Origin of the sequence: Hymenobacter sp. YIM 151858-1, assembly GCF_025979705.1 — a bacterium.
Taxonomy (GTDB): domain Bacteria; phylum Bacteroidota; class Bacteroidia; order Cytophagales; family Hymenobacteraceae; genus Solirubrum.
In genome coordinates, this window is record NZ_CP110137.1 from 89,209 (window position 1) to 109,730 (window position 20,522).

Consider the following 20,522-nt stretch of genomic DNA (forward strand, 5'->3'; position numbering starts at 1 on the left):
CTACGATCCGGCGGTCGTGAAGCGATAGTGAACAATGGGAAAAGCGGAAGTAAGGATTACTTGCGTTTTACCTACAATCACATTCCGTTCTACCGTTATGAATTTAATCGTATATAAAAGAAAGATTGTCAATTAAAATTTCTAATGCCCGTCCATACTCGGTAGGCTCAGAGTTGCTTGAAAAACCATTAGAAGATAACTCATCTGAAATAATATCTACAAGATGTTCAAACTGGTCTTTATTTCCTCTTAAAACCATTTCCTTATCCCTAATAACAGGATTGAAACTAATTAGAAGTTCGGGAATATTCATTTTCTCCAAAATCGAGAAATATTTTTTGGGTAAAATTACTTCCTTCATCGTATTGCTCCAGGATTATAATTAGCGCCTGTTTCCTTTAAGGCTCTTCTTTGTGCGGCACCACCTCCAGGTGCCGCATCGCGTCTTTGTGGCCGCGGCTCCGCATAGGCTTTGGGACCACGCGCTTTGCCAAATGTAGTCACTACTTTCCCTTCAGGGTTCTTAATGACTGTAGCACTTCCTCCCTTGTAACTTGTATTGCCATTTGGCTGAATAGCAATCTTCTTAGGATTAGATACTGCATCGACAATAGCTGAAGCCTTTACCCCCTTGCCGCCGTTCCTGTTCACTGCTTGATTGAGTCCATGTCTTGTATAGCCAGTAATTGAACCTTGAGCTACTTCAGCTGCAACGACCTTTTTAGCACCCTGTTCAAATAATCTGCCGGCTCCTGCTTTACCAGTAGGTAAGAAATTTAGCCCAACAGATAATGCGTCAAGGCCAAAAGATTTTGCTTCTTGCACAGTACCTCCGACTGGAACTGTAGCGTAATGTATCCCCATTGAAACCTCATCCTCATATACTTGAGCTTGTAATTTCGTTGAAGACCCGGTAGCGTAAGCCCAAGAACTAAAAAAAACATTTGCACTAGAAGCTGCAAAATCTACAATTCCCCGAGCAACAGTTGGTGGTTCACCAACTGGTTCCCCCGGCGCTTTACCGTCGAGGTCGTTGTAGCGCACGGCATTGTCGAGTCCGAAGTGGTAGGTGCCCCAACTTTCCTGGTCGGCTTCCTCGGCGTCGGGGTCGACGACGCTCCAGCGCCCAAGGGTCGGGTCGAAGAAGCGCCAGCCGTGGTCGTGCCAGCGCAGGCCGAACTCGTCCTGGCGTTCCTTGCCGTTCCAGGTGTACTTGTTCTCCAGCGCGGGTGCTTTGTTCAGGCCCGCCAGCTCCAGGCCGTAGGGGTCGTACTGGGTCTCCTGCACCTGCAGCCCCTGCCGGTGCTCGACGGTGATGTCGTCGAAGTACACCTCCTCCAGGCTTTCGTTGCCCACGTAGACGGTCACGAAGCCGGCCCGCGGCGCCACTACTTGCGTGAACAGCCGTTCGTAGCCCCCGTTGGCCGCGGCCGTGAGCGGCACGGTGTGCTGGGCCACCAGGTTCGAGTCGGCGTCGAAGACGAGCAGGCGCGCGTAGGCCTTGGGCACGCCGCCGGGCAGCTGCGGCAGGGCCGGCACCAGCCCCAGCCCCAGGCTTAGCAAGGGCAGCACCCGCGCGCGTTTGGTGCCTTCTATGCTAGGCAATGGCGCGGGTTGCTGCGGCAGCAGCGACGCCACAAAGGAAGCCAAGGAGAAGCCCCACTGGGGGTCCTGCACCGGCTGCAGGTACAGCCCGTACGCCTCGATTGATACCGTGTCGCCTTTCGCGACAGCCAGCTGCTTGATCACGCCCATGGGCGCGGGCCGCGTGCCGCCGGCCGAAAGGCGGGCCACCCCGTCGCCCGAGCGGACAAACTGCCGGCTGGCCGGGGTGCGCACCGGCGGCGAGACGGACGCCGAGTCGAAGAGCTGCTGCTCGCGCTGGGTCTGCTCCGGGTTGGAGTCCAGCCCAGCGTAGTAGCTGAGCCGCTCGCCGCGCTTGACGGCGGCGCGCAAATTGCCCAGGTGGTCCTTCAGCGTGTACTCGTGCACGTAGCGCGTCTGCACTTGGTTCGCCGCGTCGCGCTGCACGAAGCGCAGCACCCGGCCCTCGCCGTGGCTGAGCCAGCGCAGCGAGTCGCCTTCGTACTGCCACGCGCCCAAGTAGTCAGTGCGCACCGCGGGTTGGCCTTGGGCGTAGGCCAGCTTGGCGACTTTCTGCCCGGCGGCCGTGTAGCGGAACTGCAGCGAGTCGCCCGAGCTCCAAGTAATGCTCTGCGGCAGGTGCAGGTAATTGTAGCGGATGCGCGCGATGCCCTTGTTGCGGTCGCTAACGAGCGAGCCCGCCGCGTTGTAGGTGTAGTCGGGGTTCATCGCGCCCTGGCTGGCGTAGTCAGGCTGAGCGCTGCCGTTGGTCGCGCCGTCGGAGAAGTCCGGGCGCGCGGGTTGTTTAGCGCCGAAGCTGCTGGCCGCGGGGGCCAGGTCGTCGACGCGCAGCAGGCGGTTGCTGGCCACCCCGGCGCTGCCGGCGGCTGGTTGGTAGCGGTAGCGCAAGTTGTCCGTTTCAGCGTACCGCGCTGGTGTAGTCCGCGTGGCCGCCTGCACCAGCCCGCGGCGGCGCAGCGTGAGCAGGTTGCCGTTGGCGTCGTAGCTGGCGCCCCAGAAGCGGTAGTTGGAGCGCTCAGCGCCCCACCCTGCCCCGGCCGCGGGCCCGGTGCGGGCCACGAAGTCGCCCTGCAAGAGGCGGCTCAGGTTGTCGTAGCGGTAGCCGTAGGCGCGCTGCACGTTGTCGTTATACCCGCGCCAGGTCTGCCCGGCAATGTTGCCGTTGTATTGCCGGTCCTCAAAGCCGCAGTCGTAGTGCAAGGAAAGGGCAAACACGTCGCCGGTGCCGGCGAGCGGCGCCTCGGGGTTGTTGAGTTGCGTGAGCCAGCCGCGGACGTTGTAGCGGTAATTAAGCGTTTGCAGCGCGTTGCCCACGGCTTTGCTTTCCACCTGGCCCAGTTCGTTGTAGGTGTGGGCGGCCAACGTAACTTCCGCTTCATGGTCTAGCTGCTGCTTGGTTTCGAGCAGGCGGCCGGCGTGGTCGTAGCGTTGGGTTTCTCGCACCGCCAGCTCGGCGTGGTTGGGTCCCTGGTGGGTGGCGTAACTGCCGAGGGCTTTGCCGGAGAAGTCGTAGCGGGTGGTCACCACGTCCCGCCCGCCGCGGGCGTTGGTGCTCTGCACCTGAATGGGGCGGGCTTTCTCGTCAAAGAACGTAGTGGTGCTCAGCCAGGCACCGGGTTCAGTTTCGGCCACGCCCAGTACCCGCACCAGAGAGCGGGTAGCCAAGCCCGTTACCCGGGTGTCGGCCTGGGGCACGTCCCCGCCGAGCTGCGCCGTGGTGGGCGGAGCGTACTGCGCGTCGGCTTGCCCGTCGCGGTTGAAGTCGTAACCGTCATAGTACGACACCGTCAGCAGCTGGTCGGCGACTTTCAGCTGCGGGAACGCCTGATTACTATAGTAGGCATGAGCAAGCGTCGCCGCGGCGCTCGGCGCCTCGTAATTACGGGACGCGGCAGCAGCTTGATTTTGTAAGGCGCGGTGCACCTGCGCGGGCGTGCCGCCGAGCTCCGGAAAGCGCGTCAAGGCCGTGTACACCACCCGCCCCAACGCGTCGTACTTGGTGGCCGTCCACTCGCCGCGTGCGCGTTGCGCCACGTCCTGCGTGAGCACCGGCCGGTCCAGCTCGTCGTAAACTGTGTATTGGTAGCCGTCCTGGTCGGGCACTTGCTTTTCCACCAAGCGGCCTTGCGCATCGTGATGGTAGCGGAACAGCAAGCGTTCCACGCCCGCACCCGTGACCTGCCAGTTGTTCTGGCGAATTTGTTGCACGGCCTTGGGCGGCAACACCGCCCGCAGGCGCCCGAAGTCGTCGTAGACGTAGTACGTGCTTAACCATTGGTCCGGCGCCGGTACCGGGCCGCAGGTAGCCTTGACGCGCAGGGTTTTACCGTGTCCAATGCAAGGGTCCGTGTTCAACTCCTCGTTGCTGACCCATATGCGCACGCTGGTGGAATTAGCGGCCAATTGCGCCGCTACCCGTTGCCGCACGGCGGCTGTCACGTCCGCACTGCACCCGGCCTCGAAGGCGAAGGTAGCGCAATCGACACCGCTGCCCCGCCCGTACGTGGCTTGCTCGATGCCGGTGATCACGCTGCCTGCCGGCGCCGTGAGCGTCAGCCACCCGCTTCCTTCTTGTTGCATGACGCACAACGAACCTTTTGCGGGTTCAGCGCTCGCTTGAGCCTGCGTTGGCCGGGTCAACTCTACTTGCTTCAGCACTACTTGCCCCTCCTTGTCAGCATATTCCTGCACACGCTGGCCTTGTTCGTCGCGGGTTTCCTTGACCCACAGTTCACCCGCAGCATACGTGCCCAGCGATGAAAGTTCTTCGCGCTGGGTGCCGTAGCCGGGCTGCCAGCGTCGGACGGCGTCCGCATTGGCGTTCGGCCGCTCGCCGAACGTGACCGCGCGGCCCGTGCTCAGGGCCCAACTCTCACCGGGGCTGGCCTGGGCCAGCACCCGGTTCAAGGGCGACGGCTCGAAAGCCACCTCTGTGAACGCCACCCCGGTCTTGGGCAAGGTCGCCGTTAGGCGTTGGGTGGCGGCATCTGCGCTGAGCGGTTGCTGCGTGAGCGCGTCCGCGCCCGTGCCGCCGTAAAACAACGGCTGTTCCCGCAACGCATTGGGGTAATATCCGCTCGCGGCCGCCGTCTGGCCGTCGGCCGTGTAAGGCAGGTATTGCTTGGGTTGGCGGCCGAGCGCGTCGTAGGCCACGGGCTGGACCACGTCGCGGCCCGCGGGCGACTGGCGGTGCAGCACGGTTTGCAGCGGGCGGCCGAGCCCATCGGCATACTCGGTTTTGACGGCTACCTGACTGGGATCAACCGCAGCGGTAGCCCCGCCGCTAACCACAAGGGGGGCCAGGCGGTTACCCGGGATGGGGCCCTCGAAGGTGCCGGAGGGCAGTTGCCAGGCCACGGCCAGATTGTCGCCGCCGCCCCATTCCTGTTGCCGGGCTTCCACGTAGTAGCGGCGGCCAGCCTCGAGGCGTACGGGCGCCGAGCGCTGTTGGGCGTACCACGACCATTGCCGCTCGGATGTCCAACCGGGCACAGTGGCGATCAAGGTTTTGCGGGTCGGGTTGTCGTCCGAACTTAAGTAGAGTTCGCAGTTATCGTCCCCCGCCACCCAGAAGGTGTAATCGCCGGTTTCCGGGGGATACACGTACCCGCGCAGGCGGGAGGCGTAGCTGTCGCTGATGTGGCTGGGACCCTCCAGCAACCCGCGAAGTTCGGTGCGGTGTGGGGGCGTGTTAACCGGCACGTCGGCGATGGTGCCGGAGTAATTGCCCCAGTATTCCCAGAGCACCTGACCCGTGGGGGCTGGCGGAGCCGCCTGGCGGGCTTGGGCCAGGTCGGTTAGCGGCTCTTGCGGCGTGTAGGTGCGCACGTAATTCACCGGTTTCGCGGAGCCGCTGCGGGCGGTCGGCAAGGATGGGGTGACGGGGGTCGGGCAGTTCGCGGCCACCGGCTCGTTGTAGGGCAACGGGCTGTAGGGGAGCATGTCTACCCACAGCGGCCGGGTCAGCAAGCCGGTCCAGCGCACCCAGTCGTTGGTGACGCGGACTTGGTATGCGCCCTCGCTGGCCTCGTCCAGGCGGGCGATGACGTAGGTTGAATCGGTGGCGCCGGGGATGTCAACCCAGGCTTCGCCCACGCGGCGCTGCCACTGGTAGCGGTTGTAGCGGCCGGCCATGCCTCGGTGCAGTATCAGCCGTTGGCCCACGACCCCGGCTACGGTATCGGCGGGCTGCCGTTGCCGCTGCTGGCCGTAGAAGAACGCAAAGGGGGCGTAATCTGGGCGAGTGAGGTTACGTTCGATGCTGGCAAAGTCCAGGTAATTGCCTTGGGCCGTGACGACCACGTTATCACCGAGCGGGTGCTCTAAGAAGCTGGGCAGGTAGTTGAAGTCGTTGCCGTTAAGCAGCAAATAGCGAGTGCGCGGCGAGCGGGCATAGAACACCGGCACGGCCCCGCGCAACCGGTTGTTAGCCAGGTCGAGGGTTTCCACGCCCAACGAATCGGTGAGCGGTCCGCTCAGGCGGTTGTCGCGCAGGCGCAGTTCGTAGAGCTGCCCGAGCTGTTGCCACGAGCGCGGTATCCCGCCGGTCAGGTAGTTGTTGTGCAGCAGCAGACGCTGCAGGCTGCGTAGATTGCCCCAGCTGGCGGGCAGCGATCCGGTAAGCCGGTTGCCGGATAGTTCGAGGCGCACTAAATTGCCCAGTTGGCTCCACTCGTCCGGCAACGGACCGGTGAGTTGGTTGTTCCACAAGACCAGCTCGTACAAGTTGGTCAACCGGCCCAGGGCAGCTGGTGCGTGGCCGGTGAAGCGGTTGCCGGACAGGTGCAAGCTTTGCAACGCCGTAGCGCAGCCCAGCGAGTCGGGGATGCGGCCGCTGAGTTGGTTGTTGGTCAGCTGCAGCAGCTGCAGTTGCCGCAACCGCCCCAATGCTTCGGGCAGGTTCCCCGTCAGGCGGTTGTTGTGCAGGTTGATAAACCGCACCTTGGTCCACTTGCCCAACGTGCCCGGCAACGGGCCGGTAAGCTGATTGTTGTGGGCATTAAAGTCTTCTAGGTGTTGCCATTGACCTAGCGTACCTGGCAGGGCGCCTGCCAATTGGTTCCACTCCAGGTTTACGGCCCGCACGCGGTGCCAATTGCCGAGTTCAGCCGGCACGGCCCCCCGCAATTCGTTCATCGTTAAGCTGACCACCTCCAAGTTGACTAACTGTCCCAACTCCTTGGGCAAGCGGCCCCGCACTTGGCTTTGCGACATGTGCAGGACGCGCAGTTGGCGCAGGCCGCCCCAGGCCGCGGGGATGGAGTCGCGAAACTGGTTTTGCCAGAGCTGCAGGCTTTCCAGCGAATCGAGCTGGCCCAGGCCGGGCGGCAACGGTCCTATCAGGGGGTTGACCCCCAAATCCAAGGTGCGCAGCCGCCGCAATCGGCTCACGGAGTCGGGGATGGCACCGCCCAAGCCGTTGGCGTTCAAGCTCAGGTATTGCAAGTTGGCCAAGCGGGTCAGCTCAACCGGAATGCTGCCCGAAAGCCGATTGTGGTAGAGGTTGAGGGCCGTCAGCTGCCGCAGCCGGCCTAGGGAAGCCGGAATGGGACCTGCCAACTGGTTTTGCTGCAGGGACAAGCTGCGCAGTTGGCTCAACTGCCCGAGCTCGGCCGGTATGGCGCCCGTCAGCCCCTCCCAGTTTTGCCACAAAGCTAGCTCCTGCAAACCCCTCAGCTCACCCAAGCAAGGCGGGATAGAACCCTTGAGGTTGTTGGCGTACAAGTTGAGGTAGGTCACATCGCCGTTGGCTACGCGCACCCCGTACCAGTTGCCCACGTCGGCGAGGGAGGTACCGAGGAGCCAGTTGTCCTTTCGCATCCACTGCGGGCCGCCGGTTGCGTAGTAGAACTGGCGCAGCACGCGCAGTTCGGTCGAGTCGGCGACCAAGCCTTGGCCGGCCATTTGCGCCCGCGACGGGCGGGCAACGCCGACAAGTAGAAGCGCGAATAGAACGAGGGCGTAGCGCGCCCCGGTACGTAAAGACACAGTCATAGCGGTACGCTTAGGGGCGGGCGTAGTGGTACTCTTGCTCGGTCAAAATGCGGCCTTGCTCGTCGCGGGTGCGCACGAGGCGGCCCAGCGCGTCGTATTCGTACGTCGTGGTGCGGCCCGCCGCGTCGGTCTGCGCGGTCACCCCGCGCAATGGATCGTACGTGAAAGTCGTCATCGGCGCGCCAGCCGGGTGCAGGCGCACCTCGTCAAGCTGCGCCGCCCCGCTGCCGGCCTCCACGCGCACGGAGGACGTCGCAGGCAGGCGCAGGCGGTAGAGCCGCCACGAGCCGCGCGCGGCCGCCGGGGCCGGCATAGCCACGGCGGCCGCGCCGGCAAACACCGTCGGCGCGCCGGTGGCCCAGAAGCTCAGCTCGTACGCGCCCGTGGGCAAGCCGTCGCGCACCAGTTTCTGCCCAGCCGCAAGCGCATATGCCCAGCGCCCGGCCACGCCGCCGGCTACGCGGCCGGACGGGGCGTAGGCCCACCTGCCCGTGGCACCGGGCTCGAAGCTGGTGTAGGCCATCTGGTCCACACGCATAGCCTGGCCTTGGGCTATGGGCTGGCCGGCGATGGAGTCCCACAAAAAGCTGTGGGCCGGACCGCCCGGGGTGTGGTACTGCAGGATGCGGCCCTGCGCGTCGTAGCGGTCCACCTCCCACTCCGGCGCGTAGCCCGGGTCGAAATGCAATGCCCCTTGGCGCAAGGCCGAAAATGCAAACTGGCTCAGCGGCTGGGGCGCAGCGGCGCGCAGCCGCAGCTGACGGCCCGGCGCCACCACGTGTGTACCCAGGCGCCGCGGCAGGGTCAGGGTGCCGGCCGTCACCACCGTGTCCGCGCCCCGGATGCGCAGCGTGGTTTGCTCCACCAAGCGGGCGACCTGGTGCGTGCGCAGCAGCTCACGTACGCCCACGGCTGCCTCGGTGCTCGCCTGCGTCGTGTCGTAGTCGCCCGCGTAGCGCGCACGCACCTGTTGGTACCGGCCGTCGGCGAGAGCCGTTTGAACCACGGTGGGCTGCTGGTGACGCGGGTTGCCATAGCGGTACCAGGTCGTGGCCAGTTGGTACACGGCGGTGTCGCTGCCGGCGTACCGGTACTCGCGCGTCCGGGTCTTGTAAGCCCACCCGCTAGGCTGGTAAGTGTTTTCCCAGACAAACGGGGGGCGGTTTTGGCCGGCGGCGTGTTGGTACGGGTCGTAGCTCACATCGTTATTGCGAGCTGCCGTGAAGCCTTGCACGGTCTCGCCCTCGCTGACGGCGTAATCGTGGCGGGTGCGCGCCACCAGCTGCTCCTTGCCCCCGACCGGGGTTGCGTAGACGGATTGCGTCACCAATTGGTCGCGTTGCCACCCATTACCGACGGTGGGCACCGGCGGGTACCACCCGCCGCCCGCGTCAAAGGCACCGCGGTACTCGCTTTCCGTGCGTCCCGCACGCTGCCCAGCCGCACTGTCGACCACCGTTACGAAGGTATAGCCCACGGGGCGGTCACTGCTGGTGGCGTCGACCATGGACTGGTCGGTGATAGTCGTAAGCGTATAGATGGCTGGCGGCGGCGGCGGGTACAGCGGGCACTCCTGCCCCCCGTTGCAGGTCGCGGGCTTGACCCAGCGCTCGCGCACGCGGCTGTACACGAACGCTTGGGGCAGCAACGCGTAGCCGCTGCTCAAGTTGGTACCCGGGGTGTGGTAGTAGTAGCGCTTGGTGGTGGCCGGCGTGCCAGCGTCCGGTTGGATCTGCAACTCACGCACGCGCACGCCGCCGCTGAGCTTGTTTCGCATGCCGTAGCGCGTCGGGCCGGTTTCGTATAGCAGCGTCGCTGTACCGTGGGCGTAGCCGCAGGCTCTCACCGACACTTGGTACTGATGGCCCGCTTCCAGTGCGATCGCCTCGGTGCTGCCGTTCCAGACCGTACCGCTGCCGAACGAGGCGTTCAGCCGGCCAACAATTGCGCCGGTGTTCAGGTCCGTAACCGTGAACACGACGGAATTGCGGTGGACAGGCGCGGTGGCCGGCGCGTCCCTGACGCTGGCCGCCGCTTCCAGTCGGGCGTATACGACGGGGCCGTTGGGGACTGTCGTGGCGTGCTGGTTCGCGCACAAAGGGGCGTCCGCATCGTCGCCCGGGCCATGCGCAGCGGCTTGGACCTGGCTTTGGGGGTTGGGCAGCGCGAAGCGTTCGGGCACGGTGTTGGGTTCGTAGCGCAGGGCCTGCGAGCCGCCGGTCGGATACTCGATGGCCGTGAGCAGGCCGGCCTGAACAAACGCCGGGTTCGGGGTGCGATCCGCCCCCGCAAAGTCCTGCAGGCCCTGCAGCGTTTGCACCCGCATGGCGGGGATCAACACCGGCCGCTGCGGGAAGCTAGCGCTAAGCGCCGTGCGGGCCCCGTTGGCATACCCCCAGTGGTCGCGCGAACCGGTCTGCCGGTGCGGCAACGGGGTGGAGTTGTAGCGGAACCGGTAGGCGGGCCGGCGAACCGCTCCAGCCCCAACACGCACCGAGTCGAGCCGAAGGCGCTTGGTGTCCGGGTCGGAGGCGCCGGGTGACGACTCGAAATACGAGTGAAACAGGCGCACGCGCAAGAGCGTATCTGCGCCATCGGAGGAAACAACATGCAAGGCTGTCAGCCGCCGGTCGTCCACCACATCCAGGCGATCGCCGGCCATGGTTACTTCCACGCGCCCGCCCCGGAACCAAATGCGCCGCAACTTCTGGGTGCTTTGCCGGGCGAGGCTGGGCGTTTGGGCAAAGCCCAGTTCCTTCTCGATCTCTCTCATGTCCGGTTCGCCGGCTATGAGTCCCGACAAAAAGGTTTGCCGCTGGCTGAAGGTCGAGGTGTTGATGCCGTGGGCCGCGTACTCGAAGCGGATTGTGTCGGCCTTATCGGCCGATACGATCCGCTCCAGGTACCAAGCCGCGGTGTGCATCGCGGCTTGGTGGCCGAGGCGGTAAGCGTATTCCGGCGCCCGGAACCAGAAGGCAACCCCTTCCGCGTTCGTGAGCACGAAGCCCGTGTCGCGGGCGGCGATGTGCACGGGCTGCAAAGGCAGCGTGCAGTAGGTGAACGCCTCGGCGTTGCGCTGCATGAACGTACCGGCCAGTCCGTTGACATTGAACGTGTACAGGTCCGGCAGGAAATCTTCCAGGTTGTCGGCCACCCGGTGCAATATCCCGCCGTGCGTGGCGAGCGAGACGTCGCGGGCCTGGGGCACGGCCGCGGCCCGCCAAGGGAAAGCGGCTGGGTCGTCGTCGGGCAGGCCGCGCGGTACCCGCGTGACCACGCCGCCGGCGTTCAGGCTCCACCCCAGCCCGGCCCATGACGCCCGGTCCGCAACGCGGATGCCCGAGGCGTGGTAGCTCAAGCTCAACGGCAGGGTCAGGCTGCCGCTGCGCACTTCGTAGAGGGGCACCGAGACGCCGGGTGTGCCGGAGGCCTCGTTGACGGGCATCAGCGCGTAGCGCTCAAGCGCGGCCGTGGTGGGAGCCGGCGGCACGCGCGGCGGGATGGCAGGAGCTGAAGATATCGATTGGCTGTAACCGTAAAACGTGCTGCAAAGCAGCGGGCAGAACAAAACGAGCACTAATCGCCAAAATTTTGGCGCGGATAATGGTTTCGGTAGATCTACTGAAAGTAGCATTGCAGTCACGCGGGCATAGTCAGGCCGGCTGATGAAAATTCATCAGCTAGGTAAGCATTGCAAAGGCGTGAGGCAGTATTTGGGGCGGCAGTGATCAAGCCTATGCTTAATCCCAGGTGCCGTAAAAGTACAAGCAGATGCTTTTTGTGCAACAATTAATTGTGCTTTTATTTGCACCTGCTGCTGTTAATTGTATTGTGTCGTTCCGTAAGGAAAGTGTTATGTGCGTTTTTCGTCCTCTGTGCTGCTGTGGGGTAACCTGTTATCGCTGGTAACAACTTGCGGTTACAAGAAAGAAGCCGTGCCGCGCCCGCAGCCACGAAAGTTGCAGGTGCGACTTTACTTCGACAAGGTAGGTACCAGCTCGGCCGGGGGCGTGCCCATCGACAACAAGGCGCAGCTGTCCACCCAACCCACGGTCACTGGCCGCAGCATCCTGGTCACGACAACCTTCAAACCTTGGTCTGCGGACCTGGGCGCGTTCGAGAAGGGGCAGCCGTGTACCTGGCCGTCATCTACGAGCAGGGCGGAGGGCCCCATCACGAGCCGCGGCCGTTTCCGTGGGTGGACCATATCGAGGCCATGGTTTTCGTCAACGACACTTTGCGCCCGGAGCGGGTGCCGGGGGCGGGCCTGTTCCAGCAGGTAGGCTTGCAGCTGCTCAGCGGCAGCGCTTGGTTGCGCAGTCCTCGCAAAGCCGGGTGGTCGCCGGGCCGGCGGCTGAGCTGGCGGCAACAAGAGCGCAACTGCAAAAAGCAAAGGCAGCAGCATGGCGCTCGGATCATGCGTTGGAAGCACCAAGATAAGCCGGCGCTACCGGCCCCGGCACTGGCTGCCGGGCATTTACTTGTTCCGCGGTAAGCGCTGCCGCCTTGCCGGCAGGCTTACCCGCCGAAGTACCGCTCGTAAGCCGCTTCGATCTCGCTTACTTCGGCTTCCGTCAGCTGCTCAAACTCCCGGCTTTGCGCCCGCCGGGAAAGCCGCCCGCCGTTTTGCTCCAGAAAGCGCACCAGCAGGGCAACGAGCCGGTCCGGCAGCTGCAGGCGCTCGTCGAGCCAGCTTTTCAGCCGGTCGTAGCGCTGCAGGTAGCTTACCTCGGCGGGAATGGTGTGCTCGAGGGTGTAGGCCACGCAGCGAAACAGAAACTCCGCCTGGGCCGTCGCGTCGAAGTAGCGGTAGTAGTCGCTCGTGTCGGCGAGCACCTCCACGTTATGGTCGGGAGTGCTGCGCCAGGGAATAAACTCCAGCAGCGGGTGGGAATAGCTTTCCAGCACCCGGCGATAGTCGTCCAGGTGCTCGAGGATGGCCGCCGACACCGGGAAGATGATGCCCTGGGGCGTAAACCGCAGCTGGGCCAGCAGGTGGTGAATCAGGTAGCGGTGCACCCGGCCGTTGCCGTCCACGAAGGGGTGGATGAACACGAAGCCGAAGGCGACCGCCGCGGCGGTCAGCACCGGGTGAAAGCCCGCCTGCTCCAGCTGCGCCGCACTCGCCAGCAGCCCGCTCATCAAACCTTCCACGTCCTGCCAGCGGGCGGAGATATGGTCGGGCAGCGGCTCGCCCGTGCCGCGGTCGTGCTCGCCGACAAACCCGCCCTCGGTGCGGTAACCCAGCCGCACGAAGCGGCTGTTCTCAATCACGATCTGCTGCAGGCGCAGCAGCTCCTCCTTGCTCAGGGGCTGCTGCCCCGCCTGCCCGATGGCCCGGCCCCAGCGCACGGCCCGCGTGGAGGTGGGGTTTTCCCCCTCAATGGTAAACGAGGCTTTGGAGTCCTTGAGCAGCAGAAAAGCGGAGGTGCGCAGCAGCACGTCCTTGTGCAGGCCCCGGATCACCTGGTTGGCCTGCTCGGCCAGGTTGCTCACCAGAAACCCCTCCAGGGCCGGCGTCCGGTGAATCAGCGGGCAGAAGCCCACCGTGCCGGGCAGGTTGTTGCGGATGCGGTGGCGAGCGGACGAGGTGCCCGGGCCCGCCGCGTACTGCAGCTTGTCGCTGAGCAGCGGCACGTAGTTGCCCTCCCGCAGATCGGGCACGGCCAGCTGCCGGCCAGTCAACCACTCGTAGAGAAACCATACCCGGCGGGCGTACTGGCCCAGCGGCTCCCGGCGAATCCATTCTTCGAACACCGCGGCGGGCACTTGCTCGAACAGCTTCTTGAAAAAGAGCAGGTCGATGCCTTCGTACTTCAGGGCGAAGGTTAGCTGCCCCGGCAGGGTGTCCTCGGGCCGGTGGCGGGGTGTGAGCACCCGCCAGCCTTCCGTTTCGTATTGCCGGTGCTTGCGGCTGATGAGCGCCAGCTGCCGGGGAAGCGGCACGGGCAGCTGCAGCCCCGCGATCAGGGCCCCGTAGCCTACCAGCTGCCCGGCTTCGGGCGCGGTCCGGCCGTGAAAAACGTTTACTTCCTGTGAAAAGCTGTTATAATCGGCCACTGCTGGTGAAAAACGCTTGCCAAAGATGCTGATTTACCTTTAGCAAGCCAAGAAACCAGGCTGCAATCAGCGCGCCCCGGCAGGGGGCCTAGGCGGCTAAAGCCAGGGCCGCACCGTTTGCCCGCCGGTGCGCGCGATAATGCGGTGTCCCTGGGCGGTTGGGTAAATGCGTCGCGCTGCTTAAAGCGCGCCAGCCCGCCCACGCCCTCGAGCAGGAAGGAAATCCGCGCCTACTCGTTTTCGCTGGCCGGCTCCCCGTAGAGCTGCGGGAACTCCCGGGCGTACTCTTTGCCGAGGGTGGGCGGAATCTGCCTGCCGGCCGGCACGTGGCCGGGGGCGCCGCGGGCCGGGGGGTACGGGAGGCGGTGCGCGGAAACCGCACGGCAACTGCTCGTGCCCTAGGTGCGGTACTTGCGTCGGGCCAAGGGTTTATTGATCGAGCAGCTCCCGCAGGCGGCAGTGCAGTAGCCGCTGAGCCGGGTTCGAAGCCCGCTCCTACTTCAACCTGCCGCTGCGCCCGAACGGCCGCCGGTACATCACCGGCAAGGCGGCCAGCCGCGCGCCGGCCCCGCTTACCGCCCGCTAAGCCGGGGCCACTGCTGAACGTTGGCGCCCCCGGCCCTCCTGCTGGCAGGAGGGTCGGGGGCGCGCGTTGCCGGACCTGCAGCTCAGCTCAGCAGGCCCAGGTCCGTTTTCACAAACACCGAGGCAATTCGCAGCACCGTCGCCATGTCCAGCGGCTCGTCAAAGGCCTCGGTAGCGGCGTCCATGGTCACCTTGCTCAGCTCCATCACGTTGATGCCGGCCTGCACCACGTTGGCCTCACTGGGAAACCGGCGCGGGTCAATTCCGGGCCCGTACACCGGCGCCGTAAGCGGGGGCTGCGGGCCGCCCTCGTCGTCGCCCACAATCCAGCTTTTCGGGTCGAAGCGGCGCGTGCCGGCCACCTCCTGCGGTCCGCCGCGCCGCATGGTGCGGATGCGGGACACGTGCCGCGCCTCCACGGCGTGGATCTGCAGGGCGGCTTCCAGGATCTGGTTTGTGCCGATCAGCTCGGGGGCCGCACCCTTGTAGGCGCGCACGCCGGTGTCCTCCAGGGCCTGGGCTACGGCCAGAAAGGCGTAGTAGTTGGTGAACACGTCCGGGACGGGGGAAGCCGAGCGGCTGGCGGTAAAGTCGTAGGCGCGCCGGCCCGGGTCGGGGGTGGCGCTGCGCCCGAGCACCGAGCGCAGAAAGTTCACGTGCGCGCGCTCGTCGTTGGCAATCAGGGTGATGTCCGCCCGGGCCTGCCCGGTGATCATGCCCGGCACGGCCAGCCCCAGCCGGTAGAAGTTGGATTCCAGGTATTCCAGCTGCAGGGCGTAGTTGAGGATAACCCGGATGCGGTTGTTCAGGGTGGGCGTCTGGGCGTAAGCTTTGTTGAGCAGGCCGCCGAGGGCCACGGGCACCGCGGCCGCGGCCAGCTTTTTGCCGAAGCCGGCAAAGTGCTTGAAGATGGCGCGCCGCTGGTCCAGGCGGCCGTAGACTTCGGGGTCTACCTGTTCGATTTCGTGGAGTATACCAAGTAAGTTCATCGTGGCTGCGGTTACGGGTGAAACAATGCGCCGGCCCTAGCCCCGGCTCAGGCCGCTCACGTTAAGCCGGGAGCCCGGCTGCAGAAAGCGGTTGGCCAGCGCGGCCACCTGCGCCGGCCGCAGCGACTGGTTAAGCCCGGTGCGCAAATCCACCACGTCGGGCCCCACGAACGTGCCATCCTGGATGATGTCCCGGATCAGGGCCGCGTGGCGGGCCTCCACCGATACGATCTTGCCAGCAATGCCGAGCAGCTCCGGGCTGCGCAGCAGCGGCCCGGCCCCGTTGTAGGCCGCCACGCCTAAGTCCTCAAAGGTGCGGGCGGCGGTCAGCACGCTCGTGCGGCTGTCAAAGTCGATGCCCGAGAAGTCCGGGGCCAGGTTGGGGATGGGCGTGCCGCCCAGGGCCGCGATGGCCGCCTTGAAAAAGTCGCGGTGGACCTTTTCGTGCTCGTGAATGTCGAACAGGGCGTAGTTCTCGGCCGCGGAGGCGCGCCGGTGGTAGCTGCCCGCCAGCACCCGGTCGTAAAAGGCCGACTCCAGCTGCTCCAGGGCGTAGGCGTAATTCAGCACGCCGAAATCCCCGCTGCCCACGTCCACTAGGGCGTTCTCGCCCCGCTCCTGGACGCTGGCCGCGTTCAGCTCCAGGGAGTCCGCCGGATCCTGCCCGCAGCCGGCCAGGGCTAGTCCGGTTAAAGCCAAAGCTGCGCTCCCGTAGCGCAGGAAAGCACGGCGCTCCACCGGCGCCAGAAGTTTTTCCGGCAGGTCCTGCTGCGGAACGGAATTGGGTTGAGCTTTCAGCATAGCGAGTGGTTGGGTTAGTAAAAAGACAATGACCCTACCTACGCTAAACGCAATGATTGTGATTGCTCAACAATTTGATAATTAGCTTATTGACGAGCAAAAAACCGTATTAGTACGGACTCCGTTGGCGGGCCTGTCGTACGTTCGATTGCTATTTATTTTAGCCAGCCGGTATACTAACAAGATTAGCAGGACGTATACTTGCGCAGACCATTCCATTGCCCTTACCATGTCCGAAGTTGAAATCCTGGATATTGCCCGCGATCCCGTCTGGGTGCTCGAGTGCCCGGCGCCCGTGCCGGCGGGCTTTCCCTCGCCCGCCGACGAGCACCGCGGCGAAAAGGTCGACCTTAACCGCATCCTGCTGCCCCACCCCGACTGCACTTACCTGGCCCGGGTAGCGGGCGACTCCATGGCCGGGCCGCCCGGGCACATTGCCGACGGCGCCCTGCTGACCGTGGACTGCACCCTCAAGCCGCAGTCCGGCCACGTGGTGGTGGCCGCCGTGGACGGGGAGTTTACCGTCAAGCGCCTGGAAAAGCGCGGGCTGGGCTGGTGGCTGGTGCCCGACAACCCCCGCTACCCCGCCGTGGACGCGGCAAGCTACGGCCGCTTCGAGGTCTGGGGCGTGGTTACCCACGTGGTGACCGAGCTCATTAACGGCAAACTGCACGACCGTGTACGCGCTCGTCGACTGCAATAACTTCTACGTTTCCTGCGAGCGGGCCTTCAACCCGGCCCTGGCGCAGCTGCCGGTGGTGGTGCTCTCCAACAACGACGGGTGCATCATCTCCCGCTCGGCCGAAGCCAAGGCCTTGGGCATCCAGATGGGCGCGCCCCTGTTTCAGGTGAAGAGCCTGCTGCAGGAGCACGGGGTGCGGGTGTTTTCCTCCAACTACGCCCTCTACGGCGACATGTCCCAGCGGGTCATGAACTACCTGGCCGGCGCGGCCCCCGCCGTGGAAATCTATTCCATCGACGAGTGCTTCCTGGACTTGCGCAGCCTGCAGCGCTGGCACGCGCCGGATCTGACCGCCTTCGGCCAGCGGGTGCGCCGGCAGGTGCTGCGCCGCACCCACATTCCCACCTGCGTGGGCATCGCCCCTACCAAAACCCTGGCCAAAGCCGCCAACCGCATCGCCAAAAAGCACCCCGAGCTGGAGGGCGTGCTGTGCCTGGCCGCCGAGGCCACCCGCCGCTGGGCCCTGGAAAAGCTGCCCGTAGAAGACGTCTGGGGCATCGGCCACCGCTACGCCCGCAAGCTGCACGAGCACGGCATCCGCACGGCCGCTCAGCTGGCGGGCGTCCGCGAAAGCTGGGCCCGCCGGCAGCTGGGCGGGGTAGTGGGCGCCCGGCTGGTGCGCGAGCTGCAGGGCTACCCCTGCCAGGAGCTGGCCCCGAGCGAAGACGGCACGCTGGCGCGTCAGCGCATTGCCTGCACCCGCACCTTTGGCCAGCCGCTCACGGCTTACCCGGACGTGCTGCAGGCCCTGGCCCACTTCACCGCCCGCGGCGCCGAAAAGCTGCGCCGGCAGGGCTCGGCGGCCCACCTGCTAACCGTGTTCGTCTGCCCGGGCCGCTTCGGCGCGGACGCGCAGCCTTCCCGCGCTGCCACGCTGGCCCTGCCCGCGGCCAGCAGCGACACCGGCCAGCTGCTCACGCTGGTGCGCGCCGCCCTGAAAAAGCTCTGGCGCCCGGGCACCGTGTACCACAAGGCCGGGGTGCTGCTCGACGGGCTGGAGCCCGCCGGCCGCCAGCAGCTGGGTTTGTTTGATGACCCGGCGGTGGCGGAGCGCCGCGCGCACCTGTTGCAGCATCTGGACGCGATAAACCAGCGCTTCGGCCGCCACAAGGTCTGCTTTGCGACCATGCTGGCCCCGGCCGGCGGCCTGCCCCCGCGCTGGCAGACCCGGCACGAGCGCCGCAGCCCGGCCTACACCACCAGCTGGGAAGAGCTCTGGACCGTGGCCGCGACGGGCTAACCCCCGCGCGTTGCCGGGCGTAGACCCGGGGTTTCCCCTTGACCTGTTCTCTTTTTCCTCACTCCCTTGACCGATTCCGAGCACCAGGCCCTGCGCCGGCTGCTGGCCCAGCGCTACCGCCGGGAGGCCGCGGCCCGGCTCCGCGGGCAGGCCCTACCCGCCGAGCACGCGCGCCAGACCCGGGCCCTGGCCGCTGCGCACCGGTACGTGGCCCAATTTCTGTCTCCTGCTCCCTCGCCGGGCGGGGCGGCGGAAAGCCTGGCCTTGCTGCGCACGGCCGAGCTGCTCGACCGGCTGGGCCTGCTACCGGCCCTACCCGAGCCCCTGCAGCGCCGGCAGCAGGCCCGCGCGCGGGTGCTGGCCCGCCTGCTGCGGGCCCGAGCGTAACGACCAGTTGGTTTGTTGCTGCGCACCCAGCCCGCGGGCCCGGCGCCGGTAAACAAGATTCAGCGCCTTGCGGAAACGCGGCGGCGGGTCTTTAACCCGGGCCCGTCAGACTAGCCGGCAATCCACGTGCGGTGTTCCCCGCACCGGCAGCAGGCCATCAGCAACTCGGCCGTCGTGGCGTTGAACTGCTGCAGAACGCGCTGCTGCGCGTGCGGGGTCGGCTCGCCCGGGCAGCTCATACACTCCAACATTTCTGTTCCCTCAACCCAGGCGTGTAAAATCAGGTCCACTGTGGCTATTTCCAGTTTGGTGCTCCCCAAAGATAAAGCAGCCGTCCGGGTAGATTCCTAAGCCACCGGATAAATTCAAATAGTCGAGCTTATCCCTAAACCAACGAGTATTGCACTAACTCTCTGATTAACAAACCTCAAACAACATCAAGTATATAAAAGCACAAGCGCAGCAACAAAAATATACTAATTAGTACCGCAAGTGGGGTCCGGCTTCCCTGACTAGTACTTTCTTGTGCTGGCAACCAGCTTGTACTGCATTAGCCGACCCCACGCCACTCCCCGAATAAGCCTAAATCGATTGTTCCGGCGCCTGCCCCGTCGTCTTAAGCTCTCTAGTGCCGGTTCCGGGCACAAAAAAAGGGTTGAGCATCTGCCCAACCCCTGCCTGCTGCGCTGACCCAAGCACCCGCGGGTGCTACCCCCGGCTGGGGCGCAGGCGCGGGCGCGGCTCCTGACTTGCGCCCGGCGTCAACCATTGGATGGCCAGAGCGCGCCGCGCGGCGTCGATCTGCACCGTGGCGTCGTAGCGGGCTCCGGTACCTTGGTGCACCAGTCCCTGCAGCGCCACCGGCAGGCCCGCCGCCAGCTGCGCCCGCTGCTGCGCGCTCAACGCGACCCCGCGCACTGCTTCCGGTAAACGAATGGCGTGCTCGTGCAGCAGCACCAGCCGGTTCATTTCCCGATCCACGCCCACGTAGGCCCGCAGCTCCTGCCCGTCGGGCAACTGAAACGACAAGCGCGGTCCGCGCCCGGTCTCCAGCAGCTGCTGGCGTACCTGGGGTCCCAGGACCGTGCCGTGCAGCTGCTCGGGAATCACCAGCTGCTCGCGCGGCAGCTCAAACTGCAGGTTTGCCGCCCCGTCGCCCGTGCGCCGCAGCACCAGCCGCGCCCGCAGGTGACAAACCTCGCCACCCGCTTGCTCCCCGGCCGCCCGCAGCGGCAGCAGCGCGGTTTTATCCCCGCGCAGCAAAGCCGGCAGCTGCCCGCTCGCTTCCAGCTGCTCGCGGCCGAGTCCCAGCCGCTCCAGCAGGGGCCAGGGCAGCTCTGCCGCCGTAAAGCCCGCCGGCCCGTCGACCGGCGCCGCGCTGGCCAGGCCCGGCAGCTTGGCTACGGGCGGTCTGGCCGGCTCCGTGGGTCGCTCAAGCGCCGGCGACGGGGTCACCGGCGCCGCAGTCTCGTCGAGCTGCGGCGGTGCCGGGGCCGCACTGGGGGCCGACCCCTCCCCTACCCCGGCGGGCCGGGCCGGTGCTGCCGCCGACTCGGGTGCCGCCGGCTTTTCCAGGGCCTTGCTGGCCTGGTAGTGGGCGGTGAAATTGCTGGCAAAGCTGCTTACCGGATTGCTTTTCACCCGGATGTCGAGCAGCCCGGGCTCCTCCGGCGGCCGCTGAGGCGGGCGCGCGCCCCGGCCGGTAGCGACTGCCGGGCGCAGCGGCTCGCCCACCGCCGGCGCGCGCTCGGGCGCGCCCAGCACCTGCACGGCCTGGCGCAGCAGCTGAAAATCCGGGCTTTCCCGCAGCAAGCGGATCTGCGCCCCCCGCTCCAGCATTTGCTCCAGCTCCCTGGCCCGTTCGTGGCTTAGGGCCGGCGCGGCATCAAGTTCCCGCGCCACGGCCTGCAGCAGCGTGGCCTGGGCCGGGTAGCCCAGCTGCTGCAGGTCCAGGGCCAGGGGTTCCGCCGCGCAGATAAACTGGGCGCGGGCTTCGTCGTGGGTCAGGGCGGGGCGGGGATCGGGCATGGGCAAAGCGTTAGCCGGCGCGGCCGGCGGTGTCACCAAAGCGGCCACCCCCTTTACCGGTAAGCAGCCGCGGCTCTTTGTCCCGACACTC

10 protein-coding genes are annotated in these 20,522 nt (G+C 65.6%); 3 read left to right on the forward strand and 7 right to left on the reverse strand.

The window, feature by feature from the left end; genetic code table 11:
* Positions 1 to 103 precede the first annotated feature (103 nt).
* From OIS50_RS19755 to OIS50_RS19780, 6 genes are all read right to left on the reverse strand, one after another.
* Positions 104 to 361 carry a hypothetical protein gene (locus OIS50_RS19755; protein WP_264694607.1) on the reverse strand — a complete coding sequence of 86 codons (258 nt, stop codon included), beginning with the start codon at positions 359 to 361 and terminating at the stop codon, positions 104 to 106.
* The gene (locus OIS50_RS19760; RefSeq protein WP_264694609.1) at positions 358 to 7,509 is read right to left on the reverse strand and encodes a DUF6443 domain-containing protein; all 7,152 of its coding nucleotides are present in this window, start codon (positions 7,507 to 7,509) and stop codon (positions 358 to 360) included. Before OIS50_RS19760 ends, OIS50_RS19755 begins: the two co-directional genes overlap by 4 nt.
* A gap of 100 nt (positions 7,510 to 7,609) precedes the next feature.
* Positions 7,610 to 11,176, reverse strand: coding sequence for an RHS repeat domain-containing protein (locus OIS50_RS19765; RefSeq protein ID WP_264694611.1), 3,567 nt, complete (start codon positions 11,174 to 11,176; stop codon positions 7,610 to 7,612).
* A 941-nt stretch (positions 11,177 to 12,117) separates the two neighbouring features.
* Positions 12,118 to 13,659 carry a Fic family protein gene (locus OIS50_RS19770; RefSeq protein ID WP_264694613.1) on the reverse strand — a complete coding sequence of 514 codons (1,542 nt, stop codon included), beginning with the start codon at positions 13,657 to 13,659 and terminating at the stop codon, positions 12,118 to 12,120.
* 668 nt (positions 13,660 to 14,327) lie between these two features.
* On the reverse strand, positions 14,328 to 15,233 hold the full coding sequence (locus OIS50_RS19775; RefSeq protein ID WP_264694614.1) for a ferritin-like domain-containing protein: 906 nt from the start codon (positions 15,231 to 15,233) through the stop codon (positions 14,328 to 14,330).
* A gap of 36 nt (positions 15,234 to 15,269) precedes the next feature.
* Positions 15,270 to 16,034 carry a ferritin-like domain-containing protein gene (locus OIS50_RS19780; protein WP_264694616.1) on the reverse strand — a complete coding sequence of 255 codons (765 nt, stop codon included), beginning with the start codon at positions 16,032 to 16,034 and terminating at the stop codon, positions 15,270 to 15,272.
* 274 nt (positions 16,035 to 16,308) lie between these two features.
* On the opposite strand from OIS50_RS19780, the gene OIS50_RS19785 reads away from it, so the two are divergent.
* From OIS50_RS19785 to OIS50_RS19795, 3 genes are all read left to right on the forward strand, one after another.
* Entirely contained in the window at positions 16,309 to 16,737 is a 429-nt protein-coding gene (locus tag OIS50_RS19785) for a LexA family protein (protein ID WP_264694618.1), read from the forward strand.
* The gene (locus tag OIS50_RS19790; protein WP_264694620.1) at positions 16,712 to 18,016 is read left to right on the forward strand and encodes a Y-family DNA polymerase; all 1,305 of its coding nucleotides are present in this window, start codon (positions 16,712 to 16,714) and stop codon (positions 18,014 to 18,016) included. The genes OIS50_RS19785 and OIS50_RS19790 overlap by 26 nt, the downstream gene beginning before the upstream one ends.
* A 66-nt stretch (positions 18,017 to 18,082) precedes the next feature.
* Complete coding sequence (locus OIS50_RS19795) at positions 18,083 to 18,403, forward strand: hypothetical protein (protein WP_264694622.1); 321 nt, start codon at positions 18,083 to 18,085, stop codon at positions 18,401 to 18,403.
* A gap of 708 nt (positions 18,404 to 19,111) precedes the next feature.
* On the opposite strand, the gene OIS50_RS19800 is transcribed toward OIS50_RS19795, so the two are convergent.
* Positions 19,112 to 20,431, reverse strand: coding sequence for a DUF4099 domain-containing protein (locus tag OIS50_RS19800; protein ID WP_264694623.1), 1,320 nt, complete (start codon positions 20,429 to 20,431; stop codon positions 19,112 to 19,114).
* Between the last annotated feature and the right edge of the window lie 91 nt (positions 20,432 to 20,522).

What these genes read in the sequence shown, in the direction of transcription:
- OIS50_RS19780 (WP_264694616.1), bottom strand. Translation starts at nt 16,034, where the DNA reads ATGCTGAAAGCTCAACCCAATTCCGTTCCGCAGCAGGACCTGCCGGAA.
- OIS50_RS19800 (WP_264694623.1), bottom strand. Translation starts at nt 20,431, where the DNA reads ATGCCCGATCCCCGCCCCGCCCTGACCCACGACGAAGCCCGCGCCCAG.
- OIS50_RS19755 (WP_264694607.1), bottom strand. Translation starts at nt 361, where the DNA reads ATGAAGGAAGTAATTTTACCCAAAAAATATTTCTCGATTTTGGAGAAA.
- OIS50_RS19760 (WP_264694609.1), bottom strand. Translation starts at nt 7,509, where the DNA reads ATGGCCGGCCAAGGCTTGGTCGCCGACTCGACCGAACTGCGCGTGCTG.
- OIS50_RS19775 (WP_264694614.1), bottom strand. Translation starts at nt 15,233, where the DNA reads ATGAACTTACTTGGTATACTCCACGAAATCGAACAGGTAGACCCCGAA.